Raw genomic sequence first — 19,949 nt, 5'->3', positions numbered from 1 at the left:
AAAAGACTCCTCCATATGGGAGCAGGCCAAACTCGGCAAGCTGTCTTATGGAAGAGTCATATGCAACTTTTTCTTACTTTTGTTTTTCCGTTAATGTTATCACTTTAATAGGATGCAGATTGGCCTCGATTTGAGCCCGCTGCGGTTCATACCACTCTGGCAGCATTAATTTCTGCCCCAAAGATTCAGCAGGTTCATCGTTAGCAAATCCCGGTGGATCTGTTGCAATTTCAAATAATATGCCGCCCGCTTCTCTGAAATATATAGCATTAAAATATTGGCGGTCTATGATTGGAGTCGGCTGATAGCCATAATGCTGGACTGCGCTTCTCCATTCTTCATGTTGTTCGAAATCTTTTGCACGCCATGCAATGTGATGTACCGTGCCTGCTCCACCAAAGCCTAGACCCATTTTGGCGAGTGGAACATCCACGATGTTGCCGATTTCTCCTACGGACTGATAACGCGCATATTCGGCGTCTTCAGCGATTTTCGTAAATCCGAGTATGCTCTCCAATGCATCCATCGTTCTCTGTGGATTGACACTAAATAGCACGGCACCTCCAAACCCCTTAATTGCTTTATCGGCTGAAATGCCACCGTAAGACCAAGTACTATTCGCTCCCGCTTCACGCTCGACAAGCTCAAGGCGTAAGCCCTCATTATCCTCAAATTGAAGATATTGTTCAGCAAAACGGCTCGTTTTCGTAACTTGAATATCAAAGCTTTGCAAACGATGCTGCCAAAAATCAAGTGAACCTGGGGGTACCACATACGAGGTTATGCCCACCTGGCCACCTCCGATTCGCCCTTTGGGAGTTCCTGGTGCAGGGAAAAAAGTAATGATCGTTCCAGGACTTCCTGCATCGTTGCCAAAGTACAAGTGGTAAACCTCAGGAGCATCGAAGTTGATCGTTTTCTTCACTAACCGAAGTCCCAGGACGCCGGCATAGAAGTCGACATTTCCCTGCGGATTACTGGCAAAAGCTGTAATATGATGGATACCTGTAGTTTGAAGTGACATATGAAACCCTCCTTTAATTGTAGAAACCTTTGTTTTTTATTGTTGATGACTTTTAATGACCTAAGTTCATGTATTAATTAAGGATTGCATCAATGGAATATGAACCTGCTCCTGTCAACGCAATACCTATTACGACTGCAATAAGAACTAGCGGATATTCATAGCCATTAGCTGTTGCCCAGATCCCGTTTGGGCCATGTACTTTGAAAATTGCTCCGAGCATAGTCGCCGTAATCAACAATGCAGCCAGTGGAGTGAGCAATCCTACAGCAAATAGAGCTCCTCCCAACAATTCCATCAACCCAGCAGACACTGCCATGAATACCCCGGGCTTAATTCCGATCGATTCCATCCAACCGCCGGTACCTTTTGGGCCATAACCGCCAAACCAGCCAAAAAGTTTCTGTGCTCCGTGCCCCACCAATAACAATCCAACCACCAAACGTATCAGTAACAATCCACTTGCCAACATAAAAATCACTCTCCATATTATATTCATTCAAAGATTATTAAATTAGAGATATTAGACGAAATTAAATCTATTGCTTAGTGACACGGGCCTGTTCTTTTCTAAGTTTTTCAGGAGTAACATCATCTCCATTCGGATCATAAATCGTAGCATTCAAGAGAATGCTCTGTACAGAACCCCGAAAGATTTGAAGGTATTCTTTGCGAAGATCCGTTTGTTCCGTTTTTTCAATTTCAGTTAATCCGACTTCCTTTGCTTTTTTTGCGAGCTGATTAATTCTTTCTAAAATGGTGATCATGTGTATACCTCCCTATTCAAAATTTTCTGATTGTTTTTATCTTTAATTTATTTATCTTGATATAAAGATATAATACTTTTCTATCCGTGTCAATACTTTTTCTAAAAGAAGATCAATCCTTGGGTTGCTTACGGTGAAAAAGCAGCAGGAACACTTAGAGACACCTTCAAGCTACATGTTGTGTAAAACCTCTTCAACTCAATTACTAGAGACATAATAAAAAGCCACCAACCAGAATCACTGGCTGATGGCTTTCTTGTCTTACTCAAATGGAGGCGAGGGGAGTCGAACCCCTGTCCGAAGATAACGACACATAAGCTTCTACGGGTGTAGTCACAGTTTTGATGTCACCCGAGTATCGCCCCGTAACCGGCTATACGTTGGGTCAGCCTGATTATCTTCTTCAGCTCACCACAGGCGGAGATGAGACAGCGTATCCCACTATTTGTTAGCCCCTATCCCTGTCACATGGGCGATGCAGAGTAGAAGCACGCACACAGTTTCTTAGGCTGCGAAAGCGTAGTTGTTTTGTTGTTTGCCGTTTAATAGGCTTTAGCGTTGATGAAGCGGACGCGTCCCCACTACCCGCTACCCATGCTCGAACTATCCCCGTCGAATCCATAAACGCCCCCTTATTATAAAAGGGCTCCACGGATAAAACCGGAAATACCGGAGCATAAGCATGCATAATATCAAAAGCTGAATCCTAGGATTCAACACTCGAACAAAGTTAAAAGCTTTAAAACTGACTACTTCGTTAGTATACCATATTACAGGTCATTACGAAACGAAATGAAGCTATTTAAGCCTTATAAAATAGCACCATTACAGGAACAAGTAACTTCTCCACGTAATTTGTACCATACCCAATAATACAGCAACTTATCTTGCAATTTTCTGCTTCTCACGCAAAGCGCGTTGGATATCACGTTGTGCATCACGTTTAGCCGCAGCATCACGTTTATCATACTGCTTTTTACCTCTGCCCAATCCGAGCAAAAGCTTGGCATAACCGTTGCGAACGTAAATCTTGAGCGGTACAATCGTGTAGCCTTCCTGCTTGGACAAACCGATAAGCTTGCGAATCTGCTCTTTATGCAATAGCAACTTACGCGTACGCGTCGGATCAGTAGGATTATTACGATTGCCTTGCTCAAAGGGACTGATATGCATATTGTGAATATGAATTTCGCCATTACGGATCGTAGCAAATGCATCACTTATATTGGAGCGACCATTCCGTAGAGACTTAATTTCCGTTCCCGTTAATACCATGCCCGCTTCGTAGGTGTCCTCAATAAAATAGTCATGGGAAGCTTTTTTGTTCTGGGCGAGCACTTTCCCGTCTGCCTTCTTACCCATGAATACCACTCCTTATGAATAACGTAATTCACTCTTGAAATCTAGGCATCAAAATCTGGCTACAAAGAGCCGCCTAGAAATATATTGTAACAAATTTCAGATGGTAAAAGCAAGAAAGGTCAAGCTAACTTACACTTACATCACACTTAAAACAAAGCGGCTTCCATCCAATACAGCAGACAGAAACCGCCCGTATAACTTATGCTTCAAGTCAGCTTCATTCACTGCAATGGAAGCTCCAGCCTTCAAAGTAAGTAAGCTCTAGCTACCTACTTCTTCTTTTTCCGCACAAAGCCCGCGGTGCTATTGCCGCCACTGCCACCCTTATTCTTCCGCTTGCGACGTGCTGCGCCTTCACCATTTGGTCTGGCATCACTACCTGGTGTAGCTGCTCCGCCGATGAAAATACCGCTGGCAGACGTCTTCTTCCGTCGCTTGCTTGCCCCGGATGCTGGCGAGTTATACCCGCCCTTGCCACTGCCAAAGCCGAAGCTGCTAGCTGATCCGGCTCCAGTTCCGTTTCCGCCGCCGCGCCCGGAGCGACCTGCGGTGCTAATACCTCCGTTACCTGCGCCAGCCTCTTTTGGCTTCCCGGTAACATCACGACTGCCTTTACGCTCTTTGCCAGTATTGTCCTTGCCGCCCTTGCGGTCACGCCCTTCTCGGCCTTTGCCTTTACCACGGCTCTCGCCACGCGCAAAGTCTCCGCCCTGTCCTGTACCGCCCGTGCGTTCACGGCGTTGCCGTTGCTTCATATCGACGAGTTCAAAGTCAATTGTGTAATCTTCCATATTCACGCGCGCGACCCGAACCTTAACCTCATCCCCAATACGGAAGACCTTGGAGGTGCGTTCGCCAATCAACGCCATATGCTGCTCATCAAAATGATAATAGTCGTCCGTAAGCGCACTCAGACGCGTCAGGCCTTCCACCGTATTGTCGAGCTCAATAAACATCCCAAAGCTGGTTACACTGCTGATGATCCCCTCGAATTCCTCGCCGACCTTGTCCAGCATGTATTCAGCCTTTTTCATCTGCTCTGTATCACGCTCTGCATCCACAGCCACACGCTCACGCTCGGAAGATTGCTGCGCAATATCAGGCATACGTGCAGTCAAATATTCCTGACGCTCGGCTGTTAAAGCCCCTCCATTCTCCAATACCTCACGAATGACACGGTGAATCACCAAGTCAGGGTAACGACGAATCGGGGATGTAAAATGAGAGTAATACTCCGCTGCCAATCCAAAATGCCCTGTCGACTCCGCATCATACTTTGCCTGCTTCATCGAACGCAGCATCATCGTGCTAAGCACGGTTTGCTCCTTCGTACCCTGAATGTCTTCTAGCAACGTTTGCAGTGCACGCGGATGAATGGAATTTCCTCTACCTTTGATCTGGTGCCCAAAATTAGCAGCGAAGGCCATAAAGTTTTGCAGCTTCTCTGGATCTGGGTCCTCATGAATCCGGTACAAGAAAGGTACTTTGAGCCAATGGAAATGTTCGGCTACCGTTTCATTGGCCGCCAACATAAACTCTTCAATAATTTGTTCAGCTATCGTACGATCCCGCTTCACAATATCGACGGCCTTGCCTTCATCATCCACAATTACTTTGGCTTCATCAAAGTCAAAATCAACCGCGCCTCGGCGCATTCGATTAGCACGCAGCTTCAATGCCAATTCCTTCATCGTGCCGAATACTTCAACGAGATCCTTGTACCGTTCCATCAGTTCAGCATCTTCCTCTTCGAGGATTTTGCGAACGTTAGTGTACGTCATCCGTTCCTTCGTTTTAATCACACTGGTGAAAATATCATGCTTTACAACCTTCATATGCTCATTGAATTCCATCTCACAGGATAAAGTCAGTCGATCCACCTGTGGATTCAAAGAACATATTCCGTTCGAAAGTCGATGTGGAAGCATAGGAATGACACGGTCAACCAAATAAACGCTACAACCGCGGTTATATGCCTCCTGATCCAGCTTGGAGTTCTCACGCACATAATACCCTACGTCGGCAATATGAACGCCCAGACGGTAGTTTCCGTTCGGCATGCGCTCTACATTGACAGCATCATCCAGGTCCTTGGCATCCTCACCATCAATGGTAACAATGATCTTATCACGCAGATCGCGCCGTCCCTGACGTACAATCTCTTCTTCCGTAATCGCGTCGGGAGCATTCTCCGCTTCCGCTGTCACTTCATCTGGAAAAGCTTCCGGAAGCTGATGCTTGCGAATAACGGACAAAATGTCAACGCCTGGATCATCCTTATGACCCAAAACCTCCAACACTTCGCCTTCCGCCGCAGCTCGTCCTTCTGGATAGCTCACAATGCGCACAACGACCTTTTGGCCGTTCACAGCTCCGTTGAAGCTATCCTTTGGAATGAAAATATCCCGGTTAATGCGCTTATCATCCGGCAAAACAAAACCGTATGCTTCGTGGCTCTGAAACACGCCTACTACTTGAAGCACTGCGCGCTTCACGATCCGCACAACTTCGCCTTCTAATCGGCCACCCGCAGGTCCCTTCGACGTCACTCTTACCAGTACCGTATCTCCATTCATCGCACTCTTTAAGTCGTTCGCATGAATATATACATCCGGGTGCTCCCGGTCCTCTGGAATCAAAAAAGCAAATCCCTTGGCATGAGCCTGCAAACGCCCACGCTGCAAATCCATCCGTTCCGGCACGCCATAACGGTTTGTGCGGGTCAGCAGAATTTTCCCCTCTTCCTCCAAGGCATTCAAAAGCTTAAGAAATTCACGGAAATCTTCCGCATCCTTAATATCAAAGTGCTGCTCTAGCTCCTGGTAAGTCATGGGTTTGTATGCGGTCTCGCGCATAAAATCGAGTAGTTGTTGCTCTGTTATCATAATATTGTCCACCTCGGGTGACCTTTAATTTTCAGTAATAAAATCCGCATGTCCTTGCTCCTGATACAAGGCTCTTAATATACTCATACCCTAGTATACACGAATTTAATCGACGGCATCCCTGCCTGTCCAAAATCTAAAAAAAGCCCCCGTTTCCCGCGAAACGAAGGCTTAAGGTACATATTTATCTTATTTTGCAAAAAATGCAACTAAAACAGAAACGATCATGAAACCCGCACCCAAAACAGCAGTTGCGCGTTGTAAAATCAAATCCATACCGCGAGCTTTTGTCTTGCCGAACAGATGCTCAGCACCGCCAGAGATGGCACCGGACAAACCTGCGCTTTTCCCCTTTTGCAGTAAAACAACCGCAATAACAGCAATCGAGAACACAACGAGCAGCACTTTCAAAAAGATTTCCATGAAAAATCCCACCTCCTGAGCTTATACATCTGTTTTGCAAAACAACACAGCCTCTTTTATGAAAACATGTACATATCATGTTATAAATAGCCGGAAATTAACGCAAAACACTATTTTTATTCTACCACAGCTTCCAGTAGATAACAACTGCTATAGCAAGTCACTCAGCCATTAAGCCTTTGCAAAGTTATAAATTCTCATACACATCCATAATAACAAAAAACAGACCTGCTCGCGGTGGCGAGTAGGCCTGTTTTATTCATGCGTAAAAGCTTTGAGCGTTCAGACTTCATGATCATAAACCATGAGTCAAGAGACGCCATCAGCATTTTTGCGCAATATTATTTTTTCAGGTTGTAGAAAGATTTCAGGCCGTGGTATTGAGCCAGTTCACCCAGTTGATCCTCAATGCGGAGCAATTGGTTGTACTTCGCAATACGGTCAGTACGGGAAGGAGCACCTGTTTTAATTTGGCCTGCATTTGTTGCAACAGCGATATCAGCGATTGTGCTGTCTTCGGATTCACCGGAACGGTGAGAGATAACAGCTGTGTATCCTGCACGTTTAGCCAATTCGATAGCATCGAATGTTTCAGTCAGCGTACCGATTTGGTTTACTTTGATCAGGATGGAGTTACCGATGTTTTCATCGATACCTTTAGCCAGACGCTCTGTGTTTGTTACGAACAGGTCGTCACCAACCAATTGGATTTTGTTGCCCAATTTTTCAGTGAGCAATTTCCAACCTTCCCAGTCATCTTCGGAGCAACCATCTTCAATAGTGATGATTGGGTATTTATCAACCCAAGAAGCAAGCAGGTCAACGAACTCAGCAGAAGTGAAGGATTTGCCTTCGCCTTCCAAAGTATATTTTCCATCTTTGAAGAACTCAGTGGAAGCAACGTCCATACCGAGGAATACGTCAACACCTGGTTTGTAACCAGCTTTTTCGATCGCTTCGATAATAGTGGACAGAGCTTCTTCGTTAGATTTGAAGTTAGGAGCAAAACCACCTTCATCCCCAACAGCTGTGTTCAAACCTTTGGAGTTCAGTACGGATTTCAGATTGTGGAAGATTTCTGCGCCTACACGCAGAGCTTCTTTGAATGTAGGAGCGCCTACAGGCAGAACCATGAACTCTTGTACGTCAACGTTATTGTCGGCATGAGCGCCACCGTTAACGATGTTCATCATTGGTACTGGCAATTGTTTAGCATTGAATCCGCCCAGGTAAGTGTACAGTGGCAAGCCCAGAGCTTCAGCAGCAGCGCGAGCTACAGCCATGGATACTGCCAGAATTGCGTTTGCACCCAATTTACCTTTGTTATGTGTACCATCCAATTTGATCATCAGTGTGTCGATTTCTACTTGGTTCACAGCATCCAAGCCGATTACTTCAGGAGCAATAATTTCGTTCACGTTTTTAACAGCTTGCAGAACGCCTTTACCCAGGTAACGGGATTTGTCGTTATCACGAAGCTCTACAGCTTCGTGAGCGCCTGTGGAGGCACCGGAAGGAACGATAGCACTACCGATAGCACCGGATTCCAGATATACTTCAACTTCAACCGTAGGGTTACCACGGGAGTCGAGGACTTCGCGAGCGTACACGTCAGAAATAATAGTCATTTGTACTTAATCTCCTTTGTGAATCATGATTTATTGGTCAAGCCTATACTTATTAAATCAAGCTTACTTGCGGGATGCAATCATAGATTTTCCTGTCATTTCCGCAGGTTGCGGAAGTTGCATCAAATCCAGAAGCGTTGGAGCTACGTCAGCCAGTATTCCATGCTCACGCAAAACGATATTTTCATCAGTCAAAATGAACGGAACCGGATTAGTTGTGTGAGCTGTGAACGGACGTCCCTGCTCATCAATTTCCATATCCGCGTTACCATGGTCAGCAATGATAATAACCACGCCGCCCTTGGCTTTAACCGCATCTACAACACGTCCAACACATTCATCCGTCGTCTCTACCGCCTTAATCGTTGGCTCCAGCATACCGGAGTGTCCAACCATATCCGGATTGGCAAAGTTCAGGATAATCGCATCATGCTTGTCGGCTTCGATTTCCTTAACAGCAGCATCCGCTACTTCATACGCACTCATTTCCGGCTGCAAGTCATATGTAGCCACTTTAGGCGAGTTGATCAAAATACGAGTTTCGCCAGGAAGCTCCACATCGCGCCCACCACTGAAAAAGAAAGTAACGTGCGGATATTTTTCAGTCTCAGCAATACGCAATTGCTTTTTGTTGTTTTGAACCAACACTTCACCAAACGTGTTATCCAGGTTTTTCGGTTCGTAAGCTACAAAGCCTTCAACCGTTTCGCTGAACAACGTCAGGCAAACAAAGTGCAAATCTTTAGGCCATTTCGGGCCACGGTCAAAACCACGGAAGTCCGCGTTTGTAAATACCTGAGACAGTTGAATCGCACGGTCAGGACGGAAATTGAGGAAGATAACAGAGTCATTGCTTTCGACCAGCCCTACAGGACTTCCGTCAGCCTTCACAATAACAGTTGGCTCCACAAATTCGTCGAACACTGATTTTTCATACGATTCTTTCAATGCTTCCATTGGATCTGTGTATTGAGGACCTTCTCCGTATACGATTGCACGGTAGGATTTCTCTACACGTTCCCAACGTTTGTCGCGGTCCATAGCATAATAGCGTCCTTGTACAGTCGCAATTTTGCCTACGCCCACTTCTTGAATTTTAGCGATCAGCTGCTGCATGAAGCCTACACCGCTGTCAGGCATAACGTCGCGTCCATCCATGAAAGCATGAATGTACACTTCTGTTAAGCCTTCTTTTTTCGCCAAATCCAGCATAGCGAACAGATGGCTGATATGGCTATGCACGCCGCCGTCGGACAGAAGTCCGTACAGGTGAAGTTTCGTGTTGTTCTTCTTGGCATGTTGCACTGCTTTAACCAGTGTTTCATTGTCGTAGAATTCACCTTCACGGATGGACTTCGAAATACGAGTCAAGTCTTGATATACGATTCGGCCTGCGCCGATGTTCAAGTGACCCACTTCAGAGTTACCCATTTGTCCTTCCGGCAAACCTACTGCTTCGCCAGAAGCCGTCAGCGTTGTATGAGGATATTGCTGTAAATACCGGTCGTAATTCGGTTTGTTGGCCTGTGCAACCGCATTGCCTTCCACGGTGTCACGCAGTCCGAACCCGTCCATAATAATTAAAGCTACCGGTTTTGGTGCTGTCATCTTACTTCGCCCCCTCAACAAGCGCGATGTACGACGCCGGTTGAAGACTGGCACCGCCCACGAGCGCGCCGTCGATATCGCTTTGACCCAGGTACTCAGTAACATTTTCAGGTTTTACACTGCCACCATACTGAATACGTACAGCATTTGCTGTATTTTCATCATACAGCTCTTTAATCAGACTGCGGATATAGGAAATCACTTCATTCGCATCCTGCGAAGTGGAGGATTTGCCTGTTCCGATGGCCCAGATTGGTTCATAAGCAACAACTACTTGTGCAGCCTGATCCTTAGCCAAACCAGCAAAAGCTGCTACAGTTTGCACTTTTACAACCTCTTTGGTTTGTCCAGCTTCACGATCTTCCAGCTTTTCGCCTACACACACGATTGGAGTCAGGCCATGACGGAATGCTGCATGAACCTTTTTGTTCACCGTTTCGTCTGTTTCATTAAAATATTCACGACGCTCGGAGTGTCCGATCACAACGTAGTCCACGCCCAGATCTTTCAGCATTCCACCGCTAATTTCACCTGTAAATGCACCATCTTCTGCAAAGTGCAGGTTTTGCGCGCCAATTTTAATAGACGTGCCTTTTACTGCTTCAACCAGAGCAGGAAGATTCGTAAATGGTGCGCAAATCACGCTTTCCACTCCTGCAACCTCTGCTTTGCCTTTGATCTCTTCGATGAAAGTTTTAGCTTCTGGTACGGTTTTAAACATCTTCCAGTTACCCGCGATAATCGGTGTTCTCAATGGTTTCAACTCCTAACTATTAGGTGCCCTAAAGCTTTATTTAGTGCGTTTGATTATTTATCGTTCAGTGCAACAACACCCGGAAGTGCTTTGCCTTCCATAAATTCCAAGGATGCGCCGCCGCCAGTGGAGATATGATCCATTTTGTCAGCCAAGTGGAATTTTTCAGCCGCAGCTGCAGAATCACCGCCACCAATGATGGTGTATGCTTCTGTTGTTGCGCAAGCTTCCGCTACTTCACGAGTACCACCAGCGAAAGGCTCGATTTCAAATACGCCCATTGGTCCGTTCCATACAACCAGTTTGGAGTTTTTGATCACATCTGCATAGATTTTACGTGTTTTTGGTCCGATGTCCACGCCTTCCCAATCTGCAGGAATGCCGTCGATATCCACAATGTCTGTGTTCGCCGTAGCGCTGAAATCGTCAGACACAACAATATCAACCGGAAGATAGAAGTTTTTGCCGAGCTTCTTCGCTTTTTCGATAAATCCAAGAGCTACGTCCAGTTTGGATTCATCCAGCAAAGATTGACCCACTTCATGACCTTGAGCTTTGAAGAATGTATAAGTCAAACCGCCACCAATGATTACGTTATCTGCAATGTTCAGCAGGTTGTCGATCACGTCGATTTTGTCTTTTACTTTGGAACCGCCGATAATGGCTGTAAAAGGACGGTCTGGATTCGACAGAGCTTTACCAATGACAGACAATTCTCTTTCCATCAGCAGGCCGGAAACAGCTGGAAGAATATGAGCGATACCTTCAGTGGAAGCATGAGCACGGTGTGCCGCACCAAATGCGTCATTTACGAAAACGTCGGCCAGTTCAGCAAATTGCTTCGCCAATTCAGGATCATTCTTTTCTTCTCCTGCATAAAAACGTACATTTTCAAGCAACAGCACGTCGCCGTTTTGCAGTTCAGCCACTTTCGCTTTAACAGCTTCGCCTACCGATTCGTCCACTTTAACTACTGGCTTTTTCAGCAGTTCAGACAAACGTACGCCGACAGGAGTCAGACGCATGGATTCAACAACCTGACCTTTTGGACGTCCAAAGTGACTCGCCAAAATAACTTTTGCACCTTTTTCAATCAGGTAGTTAATGGTTGGCAAGGTTTCACGAATACGCTTGTCATCCGTAATTTTACCGTCCTCAACCGGAACGTTAAAATCTACACGAACAAACACCCGTTTTCCATTCAGTTCTATATCACGTACGCTCTTTTTATTCATCTCCATATTCCTCCGCACCCTTATAATTTTACGAAACAGGAATTTAAGGCACATTTGATATATAAAGAGCGGAAACAATAACCTGTTTCCGCTCTATGTTATTGCTCAATAAGACTGTTCTTATTTAGCCAGTTTTGCGAAGTATTCCAACGTGCGGATCAATTGTGCAGTATAAGACATTTCGTTGTCATACCAAGCTACAGTTTTCACCAGTTGTTTGTCGCCAACAGTCAGAACTTTAGTTTGAGTTGCATCAAACAAAGAACCGAAAGTGATACCTTTGATGTCGGAAGAAACGATTTGATCTTCAGTGTATCCAAAAGTATCAGGATCGGAAGCTTCTTTCATCGCTGCGTTGATTTCTTCAGCAGTTACGTTTTTCTCCAGAACTGTTACCAGCTCAGTCAGGGAACCAGTTGCTACTGGAACACGTTGAGCCGCGCCATCCAGTTTACCTTTCAGCTCAGGAATTACCAGACCGATGGCTTTTGCAGCACCAGTTGTGTTAGGAATGATGTTTTCAGCTGCTGCGCGAGCACGACGGAAGTCACCTTTAGCATGTGGAGCATCCAAAGTGTTTTGGTCGCCAGTGTAAGCGTGAATTGTAGTCATCAAACCTTCGATGATACCGAATTTGTCTTGCAGTGTTTTAGCCATAGGAGCCAGGCAGTTTGTTGTGCAAGAAGCACCGGAGATTACAGTTTCAGTACCGTCCAGAATTTCATGGTTTACGTTATAAACGACAGTTTTCATGTCGCCAGTAGCTGGAGCGGAGATAACAACTTTTTTAGCGCCGCCTTTCAAATGTTTCTCAGCAGCTTCTTTAGTTGTGAAGAAACCTGTGCATTCCAGAACGATGTCTACACCCAGGTCTCCCCAAGGCAGTTCTTCAGGATTGCGGTTAGCCAAAACTTTAACTTCTTTACCGTTTACTTTGAAGAAGCCGTCATGTACTTCTACTTCTCCTTGGAAAGTACCTTGTGTTGTATCATATTTCAACAAATGTGCCAACATTTTGGAATCTGTCAAGTCATTGATTGCTACTACTTCAATACCTTCCACGTTTTGAATCCGGCGGAAAGCAAGGCGTCCAATACGTCCGAAACCGTTAATACCAACTTTAACTGTCATGAGTGAGTTCCTCCCAAAGTTCGTTTAGTTTAGTTTTATATATTCAAGACAGACCCGAAAGCCTGTCAAGACAACACCATTCATAAATCCATATTAACCATTTAAATAATGACTTACAATCTCGGCAGCAGCGCCTTCGTCGGTGACTAGAATGTCTTCTTGCCCGAAACGCAGTACCGCATGAATAGCGGCCGCCTTGCTCTTGCCTCCAGCTACACCTAGAACCGTATCGGTACGCCTAATGTCCTCCAATCGGAGTCCAAGCGTCAGCATTCTGTGAACAACGACGCCATCTTCGTTAAAGTAGTAGCCAAACGATTCGGCAACGGCCCCCTCACTGCTGATCTGGGCAAAGGTTTCGGGATCAAGTTTACGTCTATGTGCCATCGCTATGGCGTTGCCTATCCCGTGAATGATGATACGACTCTCGCGAATCAGGTTCAATATATCCTGAATGTTCGTATCTTCAAGCAAGGAGTTGTAAGCATGATTGCTGAGCAAATCCGGTACATGGAGCAGACGGTATTGAGCGCCTACCTTGCGAGCCATTGTGGAAGCAATTGTGTTGGCCTGCATTTCCATGCTTTCTCCCAAACCCCCGCGTGCCGGTACAAACCACCCACCCTTAAGCGGGCCATTAGAAGGTAGTGCCAGTTGTTCCGCCACGTCGGCAATCGTCGTGCCACCTGTTACAGCGACCACATCCTCGTCGTCCATAACACTCAGCAACGCTTTTGCTCCAGCGCGCCCCAGCTCCTGCTTTGTTAACGGAGAAGCATCCGAATCCCCTGGAACGACAACCACCTTCCTCAAACCATAGGCTTGACGAATCTGGTCCTCCAATTGGGACAGGCCGAACAAGTTGTTCGCAATCGGCTCCAGCTGTTCCAGCAGATCCAGTCCTGCTTTGCTCACCTTCATGCCTACACTCTCAATCTCAATTAGCCCCTGAGCTTTAAGAAGATCGGTTTCGGCGCGCAACACGCGCTCGGTCATGTTCAGTGAAGCTGCCAGCGTTCTGCGTCCAACAACATCGGACAGCATAATCTGATGCAGGATCGTGTACCTTTTTTTCAAAACATCCATGAGGTCGGGCAGAAGCTGCTTCTGTATTTCTAATATCTTTCGCATGCTTTCCACTCCCGCACACTTCTAAGTTCTGTCTCTAATGCTCTATCTCTAACTGGTCTTAAAACGTCCCGGGATAACTTTTTAAGTCCCACGTATATCTTAACCAATATTTGCTCCACATGCAAGTCTATCTGAACCTATATTTCTCAACCATTTGCCTGAATATGCGCATTTAATAAAAGCTTGCAATTCACTGCTGTATATCATATAATCATCTTTGTTTCCAATTAGCTGTTTAATTAGTTAGTTGTTTGCATTGATTGAACTATGCGCCCGTGGTCCAACGGATATGACGTAGGCCTCCGGAGCCTGAGATCGAGGTTCGATTCCTCGCGGGCGCGCCATTTTTAAATGAACGCATAAATGCTTCTATATAGTGTTTTAACCAATAAGAGCGCTGAGGGCTCTTTTTTTTAATCATTAGTTTGACTTTCTTTGACTTTTTGTTTGAAATTGTTTATCATATGGTTAATACGGTAACAGTTTATAAATAAGGGACGTGTAATCGGCATGTCCACCAAATCCAATAACGATATTTAAGGGAGGTTTTTTGACGTGAGCTATGTTCCTATGGTAGTAGAACAAAGTAACCGCGGCGAACGCGCCTATGACATTTATTCCAGACTGTTGAAGGATCGCATTATTTTGTTAGGCTCGGACGTCAATGACGTTGTAGCCAACTCTATAATTGCGCAAATGCTGTTTTTGGCTGCCGAAGATCCTGAAAAAGATATTCACTTGTATATTAACAGTCCTGGCGGTTCCATTACAGCTGGTATGGCCATTTTCGATACGATGCAATACATTAAACCTGACGTATCTACGATTTGCGTAGGTATGGCGGCTTCCATGGGCGCGTTCTTGCTGAATGCAGGCGCCAAAGGTAAACGTTTTGCTTTGCCAAACAGTGAAATTATGATTCACCAACCACTGGGTGGTGCACAAGGCCAGGCAACGGATATCGAAATCCGCGCACGCCGCATTCTGAAAATGCGTGATAAACTGAACCGCATTCTCGCAGATCGCACAGGCCAACCACTGGAGCGCATTGAAAAAGATACAGACCGTGACTACTTCATGTCTGCTGATGATGCCAAGGAATACGGTATTATTGATAAAGTGCTAACTAGCTCCTCTCCAGAAGGTGTATAAGAGAAGAAATTCGGCTCTCGATAGCTGATAAATGAAAAAGCTGCCCCGGATGTTCTTATCCGAAAGGCAGCTTTTTTGCTTTATTGTTTTTAGGTTATAGACAATTGGACTTGTTTATTTCTACTATTCATTCTGTCCCGCAAAAGGCTTTCCGCCTTGAGGCTGCAATTGACCGAACGAATAGGTAAACTCCGGAATTCCATACGCGTATGGCGCATAATCATACAAATCAAACACAATTGTCACTCCACTGTTCGTTACATAAAAATTCTGATCTGCCGCCAGCTCTTTAAATTTGCCGAATCCTTCGCCAGCCTGAAGCGCATCGATTTTTTTCTTCAAATCAGCATTGAGGAACTTTTTGTAGTTCGGATTTGCCTTCAATACGTCAGACAATTGCAGCAGTTTACCATCAGCGAGCGAGAACGTATATCCTTTACGTGCTGTCATGCCATGTGCGCCACCCGTATACGAGTAATCCTGCATAATCACACTCAGAATACCATCTTTGTTATAGGCAATCGCAAAATCATTTCCGAACTCATACGGTCTTTCTGTTGTAGCCTCTCCCTCAGCCATCATCTTTTTGCCTGCTGCCAATATACCCTCTGCATGCTTTTTAAGCATATTGTTAATGGCCTGTTGAGCCTCAGGATTCAGCTGGCTGCCGCTGATTTGCGGGTACTTAATCTTGTAGGACACCTTCGCATTACTCGAAGCTGGAAGGGTTTGAGACGCAATTGTGATCGAATTTAGCTGGCTTTTACTCAGCGTTACTGTTTTCTGAGCTGCATTCCATTGAGCATCTATGCCTAGATAGTCTTTCAGCAGACTCATAGGAATGTATAGCTTCCCAGCGATCTGTTTGGCATCCATGCTACGTGTATTGATTCCATTGACGTTGACGTAGGCATCCGAGGAAGAAGCCATAATGTAAAGTTTATTGTACCCGCTACCTACAGTATATGTCGCTGTTTTCGCATCATAGCTTACTGGAATCCCCAGGCTGTCACGCAGTGCGGCCACCGGAATCATTGTACTCCCATTCACTTTAACACCTTTAGCGGGCAACGTTTTACCATTCCATTGGATGGCGATTCCCGGTTGCTGTGTTGCCGCTTGCTGCTGTTTGGTCGGTGCTGCCTGGATATAGGAAACGGGAACAGCTGCGACTCCTGCGAAAATCCCTGCTGCCAGCAGTGCTGAACCCCATTTTTTCGTATGCTTACTCATATTAAGTATTCCTCCTGTTATTGATTGTGTTGTCTATGCGTAATAATTACTTTTCTTATTATATCTATACCCTATTGTATGTAGTTTACAATCTGTACACTCTCCGATTTCAATATGTACACCTACTAACCCTTAGCTATGACAGACTCATTACAAAAAGGTTTCGATATACAAAAAGAGCCAGCAAGCCAACCTGCGCATGATGCAGGCGGCTTGTGGCTTCGTTTGATGGCCCGTTTTAGTTCATTTCGTATTGAGCCGATACCTGAACTGTCACTGTTACTTGCCCCGATTGTATCTCTGTCCCGCTACCCGCTACATCCAAGAGCGATTTTGACATGGCATTTTCACGTTGTGTAAAGACTTGTGCTTCTCCGCCATCTACCGTCACATTCACAAGAGCACCTAACCCGCGTTTGGCTGCTTTAGCTACAGCACTGGCTTTAGATTGTGCGCTTCCCAATGCCTTAGTAATGGCTTCTTCTTCATAAGTCGAAGGATTTTCCACGGAAAAACGTACATTATCTACGTTATTGGCTCCGGACTTGGTCGCCTCATCCAACAACTGACCGATTTTATCCAAATCGCGGTATTTGACGGAAAGTGTATGGTTGGCAGTGTAGCCTTTGAGCTTCTGCCCTTCTTTTTCGTTATAGGTGTAGTTAGGCTGTACATAAAACTGGCTGGTCTGAATGTCATCTGCGCTGATGCTCCACTTTTCTTTCAGCAGTTGTGTAACCTTGTTCAATTTTGTAGCATTGGCTTTTTGAGCAGCGGCTGCCGTATTCCCTTCCGATTGTACACCGATAGAGAGATAAGCAATATCGGGCTTCGCCAATACTTCCCCGCTTCCAGTCACATTAATTACACCGTTTACCGTCGAAGCTGTTGACGCAGCATAAGCACGATCTGCCCCTGTCCATAATCCTCCTGCTACTCCCCCTGCCATTAATGCTCCTGCGAGAACTGCCGTGGCTACTGTTTTTGTCCAAAGTCTCATTGAATTCAACCTCTTTCTTGTAAATGTTTGTACCTTCCAGACGGAAATGACGGAAAAAGGTTGCAGCCAAGCATACAAATTTCCGAAACAGAGCATGACCACGGGAATTTTAATTATTTATAACTTGAACTTAATACGGTCTCTATATTCAACAAATCCACACATAGAACAGTTAACGGAGGAGCGTTCGAAGACTTTTTTCTGTATACAAAAAAAAGCCCCGAAGGGGCTTTTCACTAAGAGCATACACCATATTACAAAGTAAATCTTTGTTTATTGATTTTCCAGCTCTACCTTACTAACCAGACTTACTAAAGCGTTTACAGCCTGTTCGGCGTCCGCACCTTCAGCACTAATATTGATTTCAGTACCTGTACTGATGGCAAGACTCATAATACCCATGATGCTTTTGGCATTAACCTTTTTGTCTTCTTTTTCCACAAAAATCTCAGATGAATATTTATTCGCTTCCTGTACGAACAACGCAGCAGGTCTGGCGTGCAGTCCTGTTTTCAAGCGTACGACTACCGGATGTTTTGACATGTCAGCTTACCCCCTCATCAAATAAATCTGGACACTACTTACTCCATTTTATTTATCACATTATAACATTAACCCGGGACAGACACTAGAAAAAAAACTAAAAAAACCGGGGCTAAAAGCCCCATGGACACTCTTTTTACGGAATCAGGCCATTTTCGCCCCTAATTTTGTCAGCCATCTCATCAATTTTGCGAAGTCGATGATTTACACCCGATTTACTCACGACCCCTTTGAGCATTTCCCCGACTTCTTTCAAATTCAAATCGGGATGAGCGAGCCGAATTTCTGCCACTTCACGCAGTTTATCCGGCAAGGTCTCCAAACCAACTTCCCTCTCCAGCAACTTAATATTCTCAATTTGCCGGACAGCAGCTCCGATCGTCTTGTTCAAATTAGCCGTTTCACAATTGACAATGCGATTTACGGAATTACGCATATCTCGCATAATGCGTACATCTTCAAATTTGAACAAGGCTTGATGCGCCCCAATGATGCTAAGCAACTCAATGATCTTCTCGCCTTCCTTGATGTAGAGAATAAAACCTTTTTTTCGCTCAATACAGCGAGCATTTAGATGAAATTCATTCGCAAGATCAACGAGTGCCTGACAATGCTCCTCATACATCGAAGAAATTTCAAGATGGTAAGACGATCCTTCAGGATTGTTGACAGATCCACCTGCCATAAAGGCGCCCCGCAAATAAGCCCTCTTACAACAGTTTTTCCGAACGATATCCCGATTAATCCCGTCAGTGAACAAGAAACCTTCTGAGACGATATAAAGATCCTTTAGCAGTTGCTGCACACCATTGGGAATACGGACAATGTACACATTATTTTTTTTCAAGCGCATTTTTTTCCGTACAAGCAGTTCGATATGAAGTTGAAAATGCTTCTTGATCAAGGAGTAAATCCGCCTTGCAATCGCGGCATTTTCTGTGGACACGTCCAATATCACCCTTTTATTCGACAGTTGTACGGATCCGAGCATACGTATGAGCGCAGATAGTTCCGCTTTCTCACAGCAGGACTGGCTTTCAATCATCGTAAGCTCTTTTTTCGTTTGTGCCGCAAAGGACAAGGGACTCACCTCCTTCTTAATATCCAGTTTTGTACCAATTGGTAAATATGCTGGCTCAATTTGTCGGCATCATGCCGTAAATACGTGCGGAACAGAACTAATGTATCTGCCACCACTTTATATCCCCGGTCGGTCAGCTCGCCCATGTCTACTTGAACTGGCTTGGCTCCCTGCTCAGCATACATTTCCTGTACTTGGGGTGGAATTTCTCCGTTATTTACAATGACATAGTCGAAGAGATGATGCCCTACATGCTCAAAAATAGCTTGCAGGTGATCCCCTACCGTATAACCATCGGTTTCGCCAGGCTGGGTCATAACGTTACAGACAAATATTTTGATAGCGTCTGATTTTACTACAGCTTCAGCGAGTTTAGGTACAAGCAAATTCGGTAATATGCTGGTATATAGACTGCCGGGGCCAATCAAAATCGCATCGGCTTCATTAATGGCCTCTACAGCCTCAGGCAACGGCTCCACGTGAGTCGGTTCAAGAAAGACGCGTTTGATTCGTCCGCCCGCTTCCGGGATCTTGGACTCCCCAGTAATCACCGTTCCATCCTCCATCTCAGCGCTTAGCACAACGCCTTCCTCGGCTGCCGGTAGCACACGTCCCCGGACAGCAAATACACGGCTAAGCTCACGCACTGCCGTTACAAAATCTCCCGATATATCGGTCATCGCTGCTAAAATCAGATTACCCAGGCTATGGCCTGACAATCCTGATCCCGCACCGAAACGGTATTTCAGCATATCTGACATCACTGGTTCCACGTCAGCCAAGGCAGTCAGCACATTGCGAATATCCCCTGGAGGGGGCATCTGCAGCTCACTGCGCAAAATCCCGGAGCTTCCGCCATCGTCAGCGACTGTAACAATAGCCGTAATATCTAGCGGCTTTTGCTTTAAGCCCCGCAGCATGACGGACAAGCCGGTTCCGCCGCCCATAACAACAATACGTGGGCGCTCCCGTTGTGATCCGGTCTCTTTCAT

18 protein-coding genes, 1 tRNA gene and 1 other RNA gene are annotated in these 19,949 nt (G+C 45.5%); 2 read left to right on the top strand and 18 right to left on the bottom strand.

All coding sequences use genetic code 11. The features are described 5' to 3' along the window. Positions 1-73 precede the first annotated feature (73 nt). From T3H97_RS01025 to T3H97_RS00965, 13 genes are all read right to left on the bottom strand, one after another. Positions 74-1,024: a ring-cleaving dioxygenase gene (locus tag T3H97_RS01025; protein ID WP_328801435.1), complete on the bottom strand. Its 951-nt coding sequence runs from the start codon at positions 1,022-1,024 to the stop codon at positions 74-76. A gap of 73 nt (positions 1,025-1,097) precedes the next feature. Then, a complete protein-coding gene (locus T3H97_RS01020) occupies positions 1,098-1,496 on the bottom strand; it encodes a DoxX family protein (RefSeq protein ID WP_190298398.1) in 399 nt (132 codons plus the stop codon). A gap of 67 nt (positions 1,497-1,563) precedes the next feature. Then, positions 1,564-1,791: a DUF896 domain-containing protein gene (locus T3H97_RS01015; protein ID WP_190298397.1), complete on the bottom strand. Its 228-nt coding sequence runs from the start codon at positions 1,789-1,791 to the stop codon at positions 1,564-1,566. A gap of 267 nt (positions 1,792-2,058) precedes the next feature. Next, positions 2,059-2,423: a transfer-messenger RNA gene (gene ssrA, locus T3H97_RS01010) on the bottom strand. 250 nt (positions 2,424-2,673) lie between these two features. Further along, complete coding sequence (gene smpB, locus T3H97_RS01005) at positions 2,674-3,153, bottom strand: SsrA-binding protein SmpB (protein WP_013308270.1); 480 nt, start codon at positions 3,151-3,153, stop codon at positions 2,674-2,676. Between the two features lie 269 nt (positions 3,154-3,422). Then, the gene (gene rnr, locus T3H97_RS01000) at positions 3,423-6,038 is read right to left on the bottom strand and encodes a ribonuclease R (RefSeq protein WP_328801434.1); all 2,616 of its coding nucleotides are present in this window, start codon (positions 6,036-6,038) and stop codon (positions 3,423-3,425) included. A gap of 189 nt (positions 6,039-6,227) precedes the next feature. Then, positions 6,228-6,461, bottom strand: a complete 234-nt coding sequence (gene secG / locus T3H97_RS00995; protein WP_013308268.1) for a preprotein translocase subunit SecG — start codon at positions 6,459-6,461, stop codon at positions 6,228-6,230. A gap of 341 nt (positions 6,462-6,802) precedes the next feature. Continuing rightward, positions 6,803-8,089, bottom strand: a complete 1,287-nt coding sequence (gene eno / locus T3H97_RS00990; RefSeq protein ID WP_013308266.1) for a phosphopyruvate hydratase — start codon at positions 8,087-8,089, stop codon at positions 6,803-6,805. Between the two features lie 63 nt (positions 8,090-8,152). Then, positions 8,153-9,697: a 2,3-bisphosphoglycerate-independent phosphoglycerate mutase gene (gene gpmI, locus T3H97_RS00985; RefSeq protein WP_013308265.1), complete on the bottom strand. Its 1,545-nt coding sequence runs from the start codon at positions 9,695-9,697 to the stop codon at positions 8,153-8,155. A 1-nt stretch (position 9,698) separates the two neighbouring features. Continuing rightward, a complete protein-coding gene (tpiA, locus tag T3H97_RS00980; RefSeq protein WP_013308264.1) occupies positions 9,699-10,451 on the bottom strand; it encodes a triose-phosphate isomerase in 753 nt (250 codons plus the stop codon). A 53-nt stretch (positions 10,452-10,504) separates the two neighbouring features. Beyond that, positions 10,505-11,686, bottom strand: a complete 1,182-nt coding sequence (locus T3H97_RS00975) for a phosphoglycerate kinase (protein WP_013308263.1) — start codon at positions 11,684-11,686, stop codon at positions 10,505-10,507. A 120-nt stretch (positions 11,687-11,806) separates the two neighbouring features. Beyond that, complete coding sequence (gene gap / locus T3H97_RS00970; protein WP_013308262.1) at positions 11,807-12,817, bottom strand: type I glyceraldehyde-3-phosphate dehydrogenase; 1,011 nt, start codon at positions 12,815-12,817, stop codon at positions 11,807-11,809. 93 nt (positions 12,818-12,910) lie between these two features. Continuing rightward, on the bottom strand, positions 12,911-13,948 hold the full coding sequence (locus tag T3H97_RS00965; protein WP_013308261.1) for a sugar-binding transcriptional regulator: 1,038 nt from the start codon (positions 13,946-13,948) through the stop codon (positions 12,911-12,913). Positions 13,949-14,217: 269 nt separating this feature from the next. Here T3H97_RS00965 and T3H97_RS00960 point away from each other — a divergent pair. After that, positions 14,218-14,292: transfer RNA gene (locus T3H97_RS00960), tRNA-Arg, on the top strand. Between the two features lie 211 nt (positions 14,293-14,503). Then, the gene (clpP, locus tag T3H97_RS00955; protein ID WP_013368815.1) at positions 14,504-15,100 is read left to right on the top strand and encodes an ATP-dependent Clp endopeptidase proteolytic subunit ClpP; all 597 of its coding nucleotides are present in this window, start codon (positions 14,504-14,506) and stop codon (positions 15,098-15,100) included. Positions 15,101-15,223: 123 nt separating this feature from the next. Here the strand turns inward: clpP and T3H97_RS00950 are convergent, their stop codons facing one another. From T3H97_RS00950 to T3H97_RS00930, 5 genes are all read right to left on the bottom strand, one after another. After that, positions 15,224-16,333: a PdaC/SigV domain-containing protein gene (locus T3H97_RS00950; protein ID WP_328801433.1), complete on the bottom strand. Its 1,110-nt coding sequence runs from the start codon at positions 16,331-16,333 to the stop codon at positions 15,224-15,226. Between the two features lie 238 nt (positions 16,334-16,571). After that, positions 16,572-17,333, bottom strand: coding sequence for an SIMPL domain-containing protein (locus tag T3H97_RS00945; protein ID WP_328801432.1), 762 nt, complete (start codon positions 17,331-17,333; stop codon positions 16,572-16,574). Between the two features lie 273 nt (positions 17,334-17,606). Continuing rightward, a complete protein-coding gene (locus T3H97_RS00940) occupies positions 17,607-17,876 on the bottom strand; it encodes an HPr family phosphocarrier protein (RefSeq protein ID WP_013368811.1) in 270 nt (89 codons plus the stop codon). 136 nt (positions 17,877-18,012) lie between these two features. Beyond that, on the bottom strand, positions 18,013-18,957 hold the full coding sequence (gene whiA / locus T3H97_RS00935) for a DNA-binding protein WhiA (RefSeq protein ID WP_013308256.1): 945 nt from the start codon (positions 18,955-18,957) through the stop codon (positions 18,013-18,015). Positions 18,958-18,962: 5 nt separating this feature from the next. Continuing rightward, entirely contained in the window at positions 18,963-19,949 is a 987-nt protein-coding gene (locus T3H97_RS00930) for a gluconeogenesis factor YvcK family protein (RefSeq protein WP_023986485.1), read from the bottom strand.

It is taken from the genome of Paenibacillus sp. LX16 (assembly GCF_036252815.1).
Taxonomy (GTDB): domain Bacteria; phylum Bacillota; class Bacilli; order Paenibacillales; family Paenibacillaceae; genus Paenibacillus; species Paenibacillus polymyxa_B.
The sequence above is the reverse complement of the archived record's forward strand: the minus strand, read 5'-3'. Positions and strand labels throughout refer to the sequence as shown.

Excerpts from the sequence above, each read along its gene's own strand:
- T3H97_RS00975 (WP_013308263.1), bottom strand. The coding sequence starts at position 11,686 with ATGAATAAAAAGAGCGTACGTGATATAGAACTGAATGGAAAACGGGTG.
- T3H97_RS00945 (WP_328801432.1), bottom strand. The coding sequence starts at position 17,333 with ATGAGACTTTGGACAAAAACAGTAGCCACGGCAGTTCTCGCAGGAGCA.
- smpB (WP_013308270.1), bottom strand. The coding sequence starts at position 3,153 with ATGGGTAAGAAGGCAGACGGGAAAGTGCTCGCCCAGAACAAAAAAGCT.
- gpmI (WP_013308265.1), bottom strand. The coding sequence starts at position 9,697 with ATGACAGCACCAAAACCGGTAGCTTTAATTATTATGGACGGGTTCGGA.
- T3H97_RS00930 (WP_023986485.1), bottom strand. The coding sequence starts at position 19,949 with ATGAAAGAGACCGGATCACAACGGGAGCGCCCACGTATTGTTGTTATG.
- T3H97_RS00950 (WP_328801433.1), bottom strand. The coding sequence starts at position 16,333 with ATGAGTAAGCATACGAAAAAATGGGGTTCAGCACTGCTGGCAGCAGGG.
- eno (WP_013308266.1), bottom strand. The coding sequence starts at position 8,089 with ATGACTATTATTTCTGACGTGTACGCTCGCGAAGTCCTCGACTCCCGT.
- rnr (WP_328801434.1), bottom strand. The coding sequence starts at position 6,038 with ATGATAACAGAGCAACAACTACTCGATTTTATGCGCGAGACCGCATAC.
- T3H97_RS00965 (WP_013308261.1), bottom strand. The coding sequence starts at position 13,948 with ATGCGAAAGATATTAGAAATACAGAAGCAGCTTCTGCCCGACCTCATG.
- gap (WP_013308262.1), bottom strand. The coding sequence starts at position 12,817 with ATGACAGTTAAAGTTGGTATTAACGGTTTCGGACGTATTGGACGCCTT.
- T3H97_RS01015 (WP_190298397.1), bottom strand. The coding sequence starts at position 1,791 with ATGATCACCATTTTAGAAAGAATTAATCAGCTCGCAAAAAAAGCAAAG.
- T3H97_RS00940 (WP_013368811.1), bottom strand. The coding sequence starts at position 17,876 with ATGTCAAAACATCCGGTAGTCGTACGCTTGAAAACAGGACTGCACGCC.
- secG (WP_013308268.1), bottom strand. The coding sequence starts at position 6,461 with ATGGAAATCTTTTTGAAAGTGCTGCTCGTTGTGTTCTCGATTGCTGTT.
- T3H97_RS01025 (WP_328801435.1), bottom strand. The coding sequence starts at position 1,024 with ATGTCACTTCAAACTACAGGTATCCATCATATTACAGCTTTTGCCAGT.
- T3H97_RS01020 (WP_190298398.1), bottom strand. The coding sequence starts at position 1,496 with ATGTTGGCAAGTGGATTGTTACTGATACGTTTGGTGGTTGGATTGTTA.